The sequence below is a fragment of the Pseudomonas syringae group sp. J309-1 genome (assembly GCF_032582135.1).
Classification (GTDB): domain Bacteria; phylum Pseudomonadota; class Gammaproteobacteria; order Pseudomonadales; family Pseudomonadaceae; genus Aquipseudomonas; species Aquipseudomonas quasicaspiana.
This window is the reverse complement of sequence record NZ_JAWHNU010000017.1, coordinates 29495-42703: the sequence shown is the minus strand read 5'-3', so window position 1 is coordinate 42703 and position 13209 is coordinate 29495. Positions and strand designations below refer to the sequence as shown.

Here is a 13209-nt window from a genome sequence, read left to right as displayed (position 1 = left end):
GTCAGTTGACCTCGCTGATGCGCGGATCGATCAAGCGGTAAAGCAGATCGATAACCATGTTGAGCAACACATAGATAAAGGAAACAACGATTGCGAAGCCCATCACTGCCGGGAAATCCAGAGCCTCGATGGACTTGACCACGTAAGCCCCCATCCCGGGCCACGCGAATACCGTTTCTGTCAGCACCGCGCCATAGAGCAAGTCACCAAGCGTGAGGCCCAGTACGGTCACCGACGGGATAAGAGCGTTAGGCAGTGCATGACGCAGGATCACCGACCACTTCGACAAACCATAAGCCCGCGCGGTGCGGATGTAGTCCTCGCCCAACTGGTCAAGCATCGCCGAACGAATCTGCCGGGCGACCACCCCCAGATTGACAAAACCCAAGGTCACGGCGGGCAGGATCAGATGCTGCAGGGCATTGCTGAATAGCGCCCAGTCGCCCATCAATAATGAGTCAATCAGGTAAAAACCAGTGACGGTAACCGGCGGGTCCAGCCCATCATCCAGGCGACCGCTGCCAGGCAACCAGTTCAAGTGGCCATAGAAAAACACGATCAGGCCCAGCCCCAACCAGAACGCAGGGGTGGAGATACCGGTGACCGCCAGCGTGCGAGCGATCTGATCGATCAGGCGGTTGTGGTAAACCGCTGAGAGTACGCCCAGCGGTACGCCGACCAGAATCGACAGCAGCAAAGCCGCCATCGCCAACTCCAGGGTGGCAGGAAAAAACGTCTGCAAATCCTCAAGCACTGGCCGACTGGTACGAATTGAGGTGCCCAGATCGCCATGTACCAGGTCGAGCATGTAGCGGCCATATTGCTGATAAAGCGGCAAATCCAGCCCCAACTGATGACGGATATTGGCCACGATAGCGTCGGTGGCCCGATCACCGGCAATCAGTCGCGCTGGATCCCCGGGGATAAGGTGGGAAATCGAAAAGGTAATTACGGAGACGCCAATTACAACCAGTAGCAGGCCGAAAAGTCGTTTTCGCAAGATATTCAAGAAGGCCATCAGGCACCTCAGTCATGCGTTTAGCGGCAGCTCAAATGGCTGCCTTGGGCACGGCGTCGCAGCACTCCCCTTTAAGGATCAAAAGGGAGCGCCGAACGTTAACGGTAGAAATGTTGAACCCGTGACGTATTACTTGGTGATCGTCCCGACGTTGAACACCTGCTCCAGCATCGGGTTGAACACATAGCCCTTGACCGTATCGCGCATCGGCAAGGTGTAAGCCTTCTGGTATAGGTAGGCGTAAACGCTGTCATCAAGGACAATTTTCTGAGCCTGCTGATACAACTCAGTACGCTTGGCTGCGTCGTTGGTGGCTGCGGATTCACGAATCAGCTTGTCCACCGCCGGGTTCTCATAAAATGAGCGATTGCCGGGCAGGCCTTGCAATTTGGAGTCAAACCAGAAATTCATGAACATGTAGGGGTCGGCGAAATCCGGGCTCCACGAACCGATAGCGACGTCGAAATCACCTTTGCCCAAACGCTCACGCATCGTGGCGTTAGCCAGCTTCTCCAGCTTCAGATTGACGCCGAGCGGCGCCAGGCCAGCTTGCAGGGTAAGGCCGATAGGCTCCCAGTTCGGGTCCTTGTCGGAATACATGAAACTCAGCGAACTGATTTTGGACGGCGCCTTCGCCAGGTCTGCCTTGGCCTTGGTCAGGTCCTGCCTGGGCACTGGCAATTTTTCATCGTAAGCCCACATGCCCTGTGGAATCGGCCCGTTCATGGGCTTGGCTTTGCCTTTGAGAAGGCCGTTGATGATACCGTCGTAATCCAGCGCTTCGACGATGGCGCGGCGTGCATCGGGATTGTCCATCGGCGCTTTCTTGTTGTTCAGGTACAACAATGTCACGCGCAAGGACGGATAGTCACCGATAACGACGCCAGGCTTTTTGCTCAGAGCGTCGAGTTGGTCCTCAGGCATATCTTCAATGATGTCGAGATCGCCACGCTCCAGTTGCAAGCGGCGCACCGAAGCCTCGCCAATGATTTTCACCACAACCTTGTTGAGGGTCGGCTTGGGCCCGGCGTAGTAACTGTTCTGCTCCATGGTCAATGACTGACCTTTCTGCCAGCCGACCAGCTTGAATGCACCGGAACCTGCGGTATGTGTCGACAGGTACGCCTCGGCACCTTCGCTTTTCTTCGCCACTTCAGGGTTCACGATTGCAGCGCCGTTATGGGCCAGTGTCGAGAGAAAAGGCGCATAAGGGGTCTTGAGCGTAAATCGCACGGTCGACGGATCGACCACTGACACCACCATGTCATCCGGGAACGCACCCGACGGGCCCTGCTTGAGCTTCATGACGCGGTCAAAGGAGAACTTGACGGCCTCTGCACTGACTTCGCTTCCGTCATCGAACTTGTTGCCAGGCTTGAGTTTGAACTCCCAGACCAGACTGTCCGCCGAAGTGGTCCAGCCGGAGGCCAGTTCGCCCTCGACCTCGGTGCTGCCCTTGCCGTTTTCAACCTTATAGGTCACAAGCCGCTGATAGGCCGGATAAGTCACGGCCCAGTCGTTGTTATCAATGGTGACCGCAGGATCAAGGGTTTGCGGGTCGGCGGGTTTGCCGATCATCAAAACGTCCTTGGGAGCAGCGGCGCTTGCAGACTGCCAGGCCCCCAGCCCCATGGCCGTACAGAGCAACGCCGTGGCAAGGTAGCGCGGATTGAGGCGCGGAGTGAAAATCAGATTCATGCCGGTTCCTTGATCATTCGATATGTGGAAGTTCATCAGGTTTTTTATTGAAGCTATACCGGGCAGTTAAAACTCGGACTCTCGTCCGAAACGGGCAATCACTGCATTGCAGGTCTTGCCGAATTCACGCCGGGATTCATTAATGCCCCGGTCATTTGTTTGTGAATACTGTTGTCATGCGGCGCTATTGAGCGCGTCTCTCAATGGCCGACAGGCTGGAGCGATTTATCGTCGATCAGCGGATAATCCTCAGCATCGGGCAACTCGTAATGCCACCATTCGCTGTCGATCCAGGTAAAACCGGAAGCCAGCATGATTCCCAAAAGCATCAGGCGATTGCGCTGCACCTGCGGTGGCAGATCGCTGAAGAACTGATGGGAAGGCTCACGCATGTCGTCAAAGCCGGTGCCCATGTCCAGAGGCTGGCCGTCGGCATCAATCAGCGTAAGGTCAACTGCTACACCACGACTGTGGTGCGACCCCAGCCCCGGATCGCGGACGTACTCGGGGTTAGGCAGCGCCTCCCACAACAGAAACTGCGCATAGGGCGGGCGGTAGGCATCAAATATCCTCAGGCGGTAACCGGCCTGCCGCGCCAATCGGCTGGCCATGCGCAGACAACGCTCAGCGTCTACATGCAGCAAGCAACGCGGGTCCTGATAAATCACTTTGCCAGCGAGGTTGTCGGCACCGGCATAAATCAGGTCGATCTGGACCTGAAGCGCGTGGGCATCGACTTCCACAAGTGGGCCGTTATTCACTCAAACACTCCATTAACAAAAACAGCGAAGAAGATGATGAATGGGTCATTCATTCGAACTGACCGAAAAGTTCTTGCAGCTGACGGTTTTTCGCCAGACGCTCGTCGAGCCGCTCACCGTATTTCTCGGCCACAGCTGACACCATAAGGTTGAACAGGCAAGCGAGAGGTGCCGGGGAGTCCCAGAACTGCCCGATGTCTGACTTCAACTGCAACAAGTCCATGGAGTAATCCCGCGCCCAGGGACAATGGAAATCGGTAATCAACGCCAAGGGCAGATTCTGACCACTGGCGACCTCGCAAAATTTGCGGGTCATGCTGGAATACGTCCGGAAGTCCGCAATGAGTGCGTAGGGATTTTTGAAACCCGAGTTCAGCGACTCGGCATACGTACCCGATAACCCGTCAACGTAGTAAACCTGCGGACGGATATATTCCAGGTGACTGAAGAAGGTATTGAGAATGCCTCGGGTGGTCTGGATGCCGATGATAAACACCGCGTCGGCGCTGAAGATACGTTCGACGATGGTTGCAAACGCATCACTGCGAGCGAGGCCGTAGACGTGCTGAATGGCTTCCAGCTCACGGGTCAGCGAGCGGTCGAGTGCATCGCCGTGAGTGCTTTCCTCGCGGAATGCCCCAAGCCGGTCTGTCAGCAACCAACTCCCCGTGGAGTCGCCGCGAAGACTCTGCTTCACGTCATCAATGTTGCGATAGCCCAGCGAACGGAAGAACCGGCCGACAGAAATCCCGGTTGTACCGGTCTGCTGCGCGATGCTGTCCGCAGTCTCGAACGGCAACTGTTGAGGGTTGGCCAGCAGGTACCCCCCGATGCGCTTGCCCGTGGGCGTCAGCTCGGTAAAGCGCTGTTCGAGCATCTCGAGAAAGGTATGTTTTTCCGTGGCATTCATGCTGGTTGCGGCATCCCTGGAGCGCCTGTGAAATGTTATAAATAACTCAAATAACTAAATCTTGTTACCAACATAACATTCACTTTCCAGCCAGCACAATGCTTTTTTTGGAGGATATTTCGGGGGCTTTTATTGCGATTCAGAACGGTGCAAAGGAAATGAAAAATGCGCCATACGCGGGCAAAAAAGATCATGAAGACGCCGCCGAGAAGCCAGCAAGGTTGCGCCTGCACGCGGCGTCCTTGCGGCTTTTCGACAGTGTTTCGGCGCAGGAGGCCGATCAGCGCAAGTTAGTCTTCACCAACTCAAACACCTCATCCCCTCGCCCGCTCAACACGGCGCGCATCATGTACAGGCTGAAGCCTTTGGCCTGGGCCAGTTTGATCTTGGGCGGAATGCCCAATTCCTGTTTGGCGGTGACGACATCCAGCAATACCGGGCCCGGGTGATCGAAAGCTTTGCGTAATGCAGCAGGCAACTCTTCGGAACTCTCTACGCGAATACCCAGAATGCCCGCACCCAGAGCGAGACCGGCGAAGTTGGTCTCGTACAGATCAGTGCCGTGGGGCACGTAGCCGCCAGCTTTCATCTCCATGTCCACGAAACCCAGCGAGCTGTTGTTGAACACCACCATTTTGATCGGCAGGTCCAGTTGACGAACGCTGAGCAGGTCGCCCATCAGCATCGACAATCCGCCATCGCCGCACAGGGAAATCACTTGTCGATCCGGATGCGCCGCTTTCGCGCCCAGTGCTTGAGGCATCGCGTTGGCCATGGAGCCATGGTTGAACGAACCCAGCAAACTGCGCTTGCCGTTCATGTGCAGATAACGGGCAGCCCACATTGTTGGGGTGCCGACATCGACGCTGAAGATCGCGTCAGCATCGGCCTGCTCATCAATCAGCCGGGTCAGGTATTGCGGATGGATCGGGTTGCCCGGTGCCGATGGCGTGGCCAGATCATCCAGCCCTTCCCGTGACTTGGCGTAATGCTTGAGCGCCTTGTCGAGGAAGCGACGGTCTTCCTGACGATTCAGTTTGGGCAGCAGCGCGGCAAGTGTTTCCTTCACGCCACCGGTCAAGCCAAGGGCAATCGGAGTGCGCCGACCGAGGGCTGTGGGGTCGATGTCGATCTGGACGATTTTGGCGTCCGTCGGGTAGAAGTTCCGGTATGGAAAACTGCTCCCCAGAATCACCAGTGTGTCGCAGGACAACATGGCGTGATAACCCGAGCTGAAACCGATCAGGCCGGTCATGCCGACATCGAACGGGTTGTCATACTCGACGTACTGCTTGCCGCGCAAGGCGTGCACCACGGGCGCGCCAAGACGGTCGGCCAGGGCGACCATCTCGTCATGGGCTCCGGCGCAACCGGCACCGCACAACAAGGTGACTGCTTTGGATTCATTGAGGATGTCGGCCAGTTGCTGGATGTCCGGCTCGCTCGGGGTGACCGTCGGTGGCGCGGTCTCTACCCACTTGGCCAGGGCGTCAGGGGCATCGCTCAGTGCAACGTCGCCTGGCAAAACGATCACAGCAACGCCACGCTGACCAATCGCAGCACGCATGGCGCGCTCCAGCACCCGGGGAAATTGCTCGGGGGTGCTGACCAGTTCGACGAAGTGGCTGCACTCCTTGAACAGTTCCTGAGGATGGGTTTCCTGGAAATAGCCCAGGCCGACTTCCGAAGACGGGATATGCGCCGCAATTGCCAGCACCGGGACCTGGTTGCGATGGCAATCGTAGAGTCCGTTGATCAAATGCAGATTGCCCGGCCCGCAACTGCCCGCGCACACCGCCAGCTTGCCCGTGCTTGCCGCTTCGGCGCCGGCAGCGAAGGCGGCGACTTCTTCGTGGCGGGTGTGCATCCAGCGGATGGAGTCGATGCTTTGCAGGCTATCTGTCAGGCCATTGAGGCTGTCGCCGCTCACCCCCCAGATACGATTGACGCCAGCACTGGCGAGGGTTTGAGCGAGGTGATCGGCAATGGTTTTGGACATGCTGGTTTCCTTGTCGAGACAGATGGAAAACGTAGCCAGTGTCTTGGTACGCATCAGTGATCGACAGGCTGTGCGGCGCACAGTTCAGCTGGTGACAGAACACAGATCAATATGTGAAGAGCGGATTACCTGCGGGCGGTAAATGTTGGCCTGCAAGGATGCACAGATCCTGTGGGAGCCGAGCTTGCTCGCGATAAGACAGCACGCGATATACCTGATAACTGCGGCGTCCTTATCGCGAGCAAGCTCGGCTCCCACATAGACCGCGCTATTCCGTAGAACCAGATTTAGCAGACATAGAATTTCCCACAAGACAGCAGTCAACAGAAGAGACAGTGCCTAAGCTTTAAACCTATACGTGTGGCTCACCCGGTTTGGCCGGTGCCGCATATTGCGGTTTCAGCTTGCCGTCCTTGTCCAGCAGCCAGGCGTCGAGGATTTCCCTGACGACGGGGCCGGCGACCCGGCCGCCTGCCTCGCCGTTCTCGATCATCACCGCCACCACGATCTTCGGATGGTCGGCCGGTGCAAAACCGACGAACAATGCGTTGTCCCGATGGCGCTCGAGGGTCTTGGCGCGGTCATAGCGCTCGCCCTGCTTGATCGCCACCACCTGCGCGGTACCGCTTTTACCGGCGATGCGGTACTGCGCGCCCTGCGCCGCTGCACGGGCGATGCCGCGGGGATCGTGCATGACCATCTGCATGCCGATGTTGACCTGATTCCACTCGTTGGGATCATGCAGCACGATGTTCGGCATTGGATGCTCGTCCACCGGAGCACTTCCGCCGACCTCCATGGCCAGATGCGGACGAATCCACACGCCCTTGTTGGCGATCAACGAAGTGGCTTGAGCCAATTGCAACGGAGTGACCTGCATGTAGCCCTGACCAATGCCGAGAATCACGGTTTCACCGGGGAACCACGCCTGACGCCGCGTGGCACGCTTCCATTGCCGCGACGGCATCAGCCCTGCTGACTCTTCGAACATGTCCAGCGAGACCTTTTGGCCCAGACCGAACATGGTCATGTAGTCGTACATGCGGTCGATGCCCAGCTTGTGCGCGAGGGTGTAAAAGTAAGTGTCATTGGAGCGCATGATCGCCGCGTCCATGTCCACCCAGCCATCGCCGCTGTGGTTCCAGTTACGGTATTTGTGATCGAAGTCCGGCAACTGGAAATAACCGGGGTCAAAGACTTTGGTCGAGGCGTTCACAACGCCGCTGTCGAGACCGGCAATCGCCACTTCCGGCTTGATGGTCGAACCCGGTGCATAGAGGCCACGCAGGACCCGGTTGAACAGCGGCCGGTCGATGGAATCTCGCAACGCCGCGTATTCCTTGAAGCTGATCCCGGTGACAAACAGGTTCGGATCGAAGCTAGGCTTGCTGACCATCGCCAACACTTGGCCGGTGGCCGGATCCAGCGCCACCACCGAACCACGACGATCCCCAAGCGCGGCTTCCGCAGCTTCCTGCAGGTGAATATCCAAGCTCAACGTGATGTTCTTGCCCGGGACCGGGTCGGTGTGTTTGAGCACCCGCAACACTCGCCCCTGGGCGTTGGTCTCGACTTCTTCATAGCCGACCTTGCCGTGCAATTCGGACTCGTAGAACCGTTCGATGCCGGTCTTGCCGATGGACTGAGTGCCGCGGTATTCAACGGAATCCAGTTGTTTGGCTTCTTTCTCGTTGATCCGCCCGACATAACCGATGGAATGAGCGAAGTGCGCGCCCAACGGGTAATGCCGCACGAATTGAGGCTCGACGTCGATACCCGGCAACAGGTACTGATTCACCGCCAGCACTGCGATCTGCTCTTCGTTCAGCTCGTACAACAACGTCACGGGTTCGAACGGGTGACGCACTTGTTTGAGGTCTTTGTCGAAGAGGATCCGCTCTTCCTCAGGCAGCTTGAGCAGCACCATCACTTCATCGATGACCTTGTGCCAATCCCCTGCCCGCTCACGAGTCAGCGTCATGTTGTAGCTGGGCCGGTTATCCGCCAGCACCACGCCATTACGGTCATAGATCAAGCCGCGCTCGGGAGCAATGGGCAGTACGTGTACGCGGTTATTTTCAGAGATGGTCGAGTGGTAGGCGAACTCGGTGACTTGCAGGAAATACATCCGCGCAACGAGGCACGCGCTCAGGACGGCCACGAGCAGCGCACAGGCGATCAACCGCTTGTTGACCAGCCGGGCATCTTTCTCGTGATCCTTTAAAGGAATTGGATCGGGCATTTCTACAGCTTCTCGGTGGTTGACTAATACAGATGCTGGCCGCACAGCAAAAAATCTGTGAGGAGATGTTTCCGCACACGACAGGGTGCGCACGATACCAAGAAGTGGCTGTTCAGTGAGGATTTGTCTTGTTTGACCGGTACGAACGGTCGGCAAAAAACGGAAGATTATTACCCAGAGCGCAACAGTCCATTGTGAAATGAGTGCGGCGCAACGTTTGGCAACATATCTATCATGGCGGACGTGCGGAAAAGATGATCGCGGAATCTGGCTTTTGCCTGCCTAGCATGCGCTTCGGGCTTACCGATTTGCCAGAGACCTAATGTCACACCCTCACGTGAGTTTTCAGTGTCCCTCAGTCGGACAAAACACCGTGTATTGACCGCGACACGCCAACTTTCGATGGGACTCGCTCCTGTCGTATGCGTTCGCAGGAGCCTCAAAAAAAATGACTGACCTGCCACCAAAAGGCCTGACCCGCCGCCAACTGCTGGTGTCCTCTGCAACCACCCTCGCCGCCGGTGCCGCCGCCAGCGCCAAGGCCGCCACCCTCACCGGCGTGCCGCAATGGGTGCCTTTCGATCACAACGGCCCGATGCATTACGAAACACCGGGCTGGCAGTTCTTCACCGCCGAAGAAGCCCGTGAAGTCGAAGCCATTGTCGAGCGCCTGATCCCCGCGGATGACCTCAGCGTCAGCGGCAAAGACGCCGGATGCGCCGTATTCATCGACCGCCAGTTGGCGGGCGAGTACGGTACTTTTGATCGCCTGTACATGCAGGGCCCGTTCGCAAAGGGCACGCCCATGCAGGGTGATCAATCGCCACTGGTGCCCCGTGAGCGCTATCGCCTGGGCATCGCCGCCTTGACCGGCTACTGCCAGAAGCAGTTTCAGAAAACCTTCAGCGCCCTGAGCAATGAAGAGCGCGACAAGGTCCTGACCGATCTGGAAAAAGGCGCGATTGAGCTGGAAGGCATCGACGCGAAGCTGTTCTTCCAGCAAGTGCTGGGCAACACCATGGAAGGCTTCTTTGCCGACCCCGTCTACGGCGGCAACCGCGACATGGTGTCGTGGAAAATGATCGGCTTTCCCGGTGCCCGTTATGACTACCGCGATTACATCGGTCGGCATAACCAGAAACTCGACCTCACACCGATATCGATCATCGGCAGCTCCGCCTGGCAAAAGAAGGGTTAATCGACATGGCTAGAAAACTACCTTCCACCGATGTGGTGGTTGTCGGACTCGGCTGGGCCGGATCTATCATCGCCAACGAACTCGCCGATGAAGGCTTGAGCGTCATTGGCTTCGAACGCGGCCCGTGGCGCGACACGGCGGCCGACTTCAACATCGCCTCCGCCACTGACGAATTGCGCTACGCGCGCCGTCAGGATCTGATGCTGCGTACCAAACAGAACACCTGCACCATCCGCAACAACGTCACGGAAACAGCCTTGCCTATGCGCAGCTGGGGTTCTTTTCACCCTGGTAACGGGACTGGCGGCGCAGGCAACCACTGGGCTGGGATTGCCTTTCGCTTTCAGCCTGAAGAGTTTCGCCTGCACAGCCACCTGACCGAGCGTTACGGCAAAGAGCTGCCCGCCGAGTTGACCCTGCAGGACTGGGGCACTGACTGGGAAGAGATGGAGCCGTTCTACACCAAGTTCGACCGTCTGGCCGGGGTTTCCGGCAAGGCTGGCAACATTAAGGGCGTGATTCAGGAAGGCGGCAATACCTTCGAAGGTGCGCGTTCGGAAGAATATCCGAACCCGCCGACCGAGCAGACCTACGCGCCGGTATTGTTCGCCGAAGCGGCGAAGAATCTGGGTTACAAGCCCTTCCCCGTGCCCTCGGCACTGGTTTCCCGGGCTTACACCAACTCGTTGGGCGTGACCATGGGCGCCTGCACCTTCTGTGGCTTCTGCACCAACTACGGCTGCGCCAACTACTCCAAGGCCAGTGCGATCACGACGGTACTGCCGGTTCTGATTCGCAAGCCTAACTTCACCGCGAAGACCAATTGTGAAGTGCTGCGCGTGACCATGGACAGCACCGGCAAGCGCGCCACCGGGATCATCTTTGTCGATGCCAATGGCGAAGAGTTCGAGCAACCTGCCGATCTGGTGGTGATCAGCGCGTTCATTTTTGAAAACGTCCGTCTGATGCTGCTATCCGGAGTTGGCAATCCTTACGACCCGGTGACCAACACGGGTACTACCGGCCGCAACTATGCCTACCAGACCGCCAACAATGTGCGTCTGTTCTTCGATGACAAGAACTTCAACCCGTTCATCGGTGGCGGCGCCATCGGCATGGGCATCGATGAATTCAACAACGACAACTTCGACCACTCCGGTCTGGGCTTCGTCGGCGGCGGCAGCACTCGGGTAACCCCTATTGGCGCAGCGCCCATCGAATCGCGCCCGGTGCCACCCGGCACCCCGACCTGGGGTTCGAAATGGAAGCAGGCGACCGTCAAGAACTACGCCAACAGCATGTCCATCGGCTGTGAAGCCAGCAGCTATTCGATCCGTGGCAACTACCTGTCGCTGGACCCGACCTACAAGGACCCGCTGGGGCGGCCACTGCTGCGTATCACCTTCGACTTCCCGGAAAACGACCGAAAGATGGCCGCGTACGTAACCGGCAAGGTCCACGAGATCGCCAAGAGCATGAACCCTGTGCAAATGGTCGACAGCGCCCAGACCGGGCACTGGAACAGCTCGCCGTATCAGTCCTCGCACATCGTTGGCGGTTTCATCATGGGCGCTGACCCGAAAACCAGTTCGGTGAACAAACACCTGCAGGTCTGGGATGTGCCGAACCTGTTTGTGGTGGGCTCGTCGGCCTTCCCGCAGAACCCCGGCTACAACCCCACCGGCACCGTCGCGGCGCTGGCCTTCAAGGCCGCCGATGCGATTCGTACCCGATATTTGAAACGCCCAGGGGAGATGATCCCGGCATGAAGACTCTTCTCTCTGTCTGTGTCGGCGTACTGGGCCTGACCCTCAACGTCGCACACGCTGCCACCGGTGCCGACTCGTACAACCTGGTGGAACAAGGCCGTTATCTGACCACTTTGGGCGACTGTACCGCCTGCCACACATTGCCCGGCAAACCGGCATTCTCCGGCGGCGTGGTGCTGGATACGCCGTTCGGCAAACTGTTGGGGGCGAATATCACGCCTGACCCGGTCACGGGTATTGGCCGCTGGACGTTCGACGATTTCCAGAACGCCATGTCCAAAGGTCACGGCCTGGACGGCAAGCGCCTGTACGGGGCGATGCCTTACACCGCGTACACCAAGGTGACGCGTCAGGATAATCAGGCGATCTGGGCCTACCTGCAAACGCTGGATGCGGTGGACAACAAGGTCGAAACCAACCAGTTGCCCTTCCCGTTCAATGTGCGTACCAGCTTGCTGGCGTGGAACCTGATGAACTTCAAGGAAGGCGAATTCAAAGCCAACCCACAGAAGTCCGAACAGTGGAACCGCGGCGCTTATCTTGTGGAAGGTCTCGGGCATTGCGGCACCTGCCACACGCCCAAAGGCCTGACCGGGGGCGACAAGAACGATCAGTTCCTGACCGGTGCCAACCTGCAGAACTGGGTCGCGCCGAACATCACCGCCGACGCCCACAGCGGCATTGGCAAGTGGACCGAGGAAGACATCGTCAAGTACCTGAAGACCGGCGCCAACCGCTTCGACATTGCCTCAGGTCCTATGGCCGAAGAAGTCGAGCATTCGTCGCAACACTGGAAGGACACCGACCTCATGGCTGTGGCGGGGTACCTCAAGGATGGCGCAAAACCGGCTGAACCACCCAAGGCGCTGGACGCGAAAGACCCGGCCATGGTCGCAGGCAAAACCATCTATGCCGACCGTTGCTCAGCGTGCCACGTAGGCAATGGCGAAGGTACAGAGAACCTGTTCCCGAAACTGGCCATGGCACCACTGGTCAACAGCGCTGACCCGTCGTCGATGATTCGCGTGGTGCTGGCAGGCAGTCGCGCCGGAGCCACGGATGCTGCGCCCACCGCACCGGCCATGCCTGCGCTGGGTTGGGCATTATCCGATGACAACGTCGCCAACGTGCTGACCTACGTGCGCAACAGTTGGGGCAACGCCGCTCCTGCCGTATCCAGTGCAGACGTGAAAGCCGTCCGCGAGGCGCTGCAACCGAAATAAACGATTCACCTCCCCTTTGCCCGGCCTCTTCATGTCGCCGGGCATTTTTTTGCCCGGGTGAAGCTCAAGGAGTTCCGCAGATCCTGTGGGAGCAGAGCTTGCTCGCGATGCATAAGACGCAGCTAGACGACATACCGCGTTATCGTTTATCGCGGGCAAGCCCTGCTCCCACAAGTTACTGCCACATCAAACAGTTCTCGGGTCAATCTGGCTGAATCCACTTCCTCTCGCGCCGCCATGATGCTGCCCGGCCTCGTCATGTCGCCTTTTACCCGGGTGAAGCTCAAGGGATGGCGTAGATCCTGTGGGAGCAAAGCTTGCTCGCGATGCATAAGACGCAGCTAGACGACATACCGCGTTATCGTTTATCGCGGGCAAGCCCTGCTCCCAC

Annotated in this window: 9 protein-coding genes; 3 read left to right on the top strand and 6 right to left on the bottom strand. The window is 58.1% G+C overall.

Annotated elements, in window-relative coordinates:
• Position 1 precedes the first annotated feature (1 nt).
• The 6 genes from RX972_RS12090 to mrdA form a co-directional block, all read right to left on the bottom strand.
• A complete protein-coding gene (locus tag RX972_RS12090; RefSeq protein ID WP_099268243.1) occupies positions 2-1018 on the bottom strand; it encodes an ABC transporter permease in 1017 nt (338 codons plus the stop codon).
• 129 nt (positions 1019-1147) lie between these two features.
• Positions 1148-2716 (bottom strand): ABC transporter substrate-binding protein, encoded by a 1569-nt coding sequence (locus RX972_RS12085; protein WP_316875595.1) that lies wholly within the window; start codon positions 2714-2716, stop codon positions 1148-1150.
• Positions 2717-2916: 200 nt separating this feature from the next.
• Positions 2917-3477, bottom strand: a complete 561-nt coding sequence (gene ddpX, locus RX972_RS12080) for a D-alanyl-D-alanine dipeptidase (RefSeq protein ID WP_231673342.1) — start codon at positions 3475-3477, stop codon at positions 2917-2919.
• A gap of 49 nt (positions 3478-3526) precedes the next feature.
• Positions 3527-4387 carry a MurR/RpiR family transcriptional regulator gene (locus RX972_RS12075; RefSeq protein WP_316875591.1) on the bottom strand — a complete coding sequence of 287 codons (861 nt, stop codon included), beginning with the start codon at positions 4385-4387 and terminating at the stop codon, positions 3527-3529.
• Between the two features lie 280 nt (positions 4388-4667).
• A complete protein-coding gene (gene poxB, locus RX972_RS12070) occupies positions 4668-6386 on the bottom strand; it encodes a ubiquinone-dependent pyruvate dehydrogenase (protein ID WP_316875590.1) in 1719 nt (572 codons plus the stop codon).
• A gap of 352 nt (positions 6387-6738) precedes the next feature.
• Positions 6739-8628 carry a penicillin-binding protein 2 gene (mrdA, locus tag RX972_RS12065; protein WP_027900207.1) on the bottom strand — a complete coding sequence of 630 codons (1890 nt, stop codon included), beginning with the start codon at positions 8626-8628 and terminating at the stop codon, positions 6739-6741.
• Positions 8629-9076: 448 nt separating this feature from the next.
• Here mrdA and RX972_RS12060 point away from each other — a divergent pair, with 448 nt between their 5' ends.
• Genes RX972_RS12060 through RX972_RS12050 form a run of 3 tightly spaced genes read left to right on the top strand, consistent with a single transcriptional unit; the run spans position 9077 to position 12818 of the window.
• On the top strand, positions 9077-9826 hold the full coding sequence (locus RX972_RS12060; protein ID WP_027900208.1) for a gluconate 2-dehydrogenase subunit 3 family protein: 750 nt from the start codon (positions 9077-9079) through the stop codon (positions 9824-9826).
• A 5-nt stretch (positions 9827-9831) separates the two neighbouring features.
• Positions 9832-11595, top strand: coding sequence for a GMC family oxidoreductase (locus tag RX972_RS12055; protein WP_316875586.1), 1764 nt, complete (start codon positions 9832-9834; stop codon positions 11593-11595).
• The gene (locus tag RX972_RS12050; protein WP_316875584.1) at positions 11592-12818 is read left to right on the top strand and encodes a cytochrome c; all 1227 of its coding nucleotides are present in this window, start codon (positions 11592-11594) and stop codon (positions 12816-12818) included. The genes RX972_RS12055 and RX972_RS12050 overlap by 4 nt, the downstream gene beginning before the upstream one ends.
• Positions 12819-13209 lie beyond the last annotated feature (391 nt).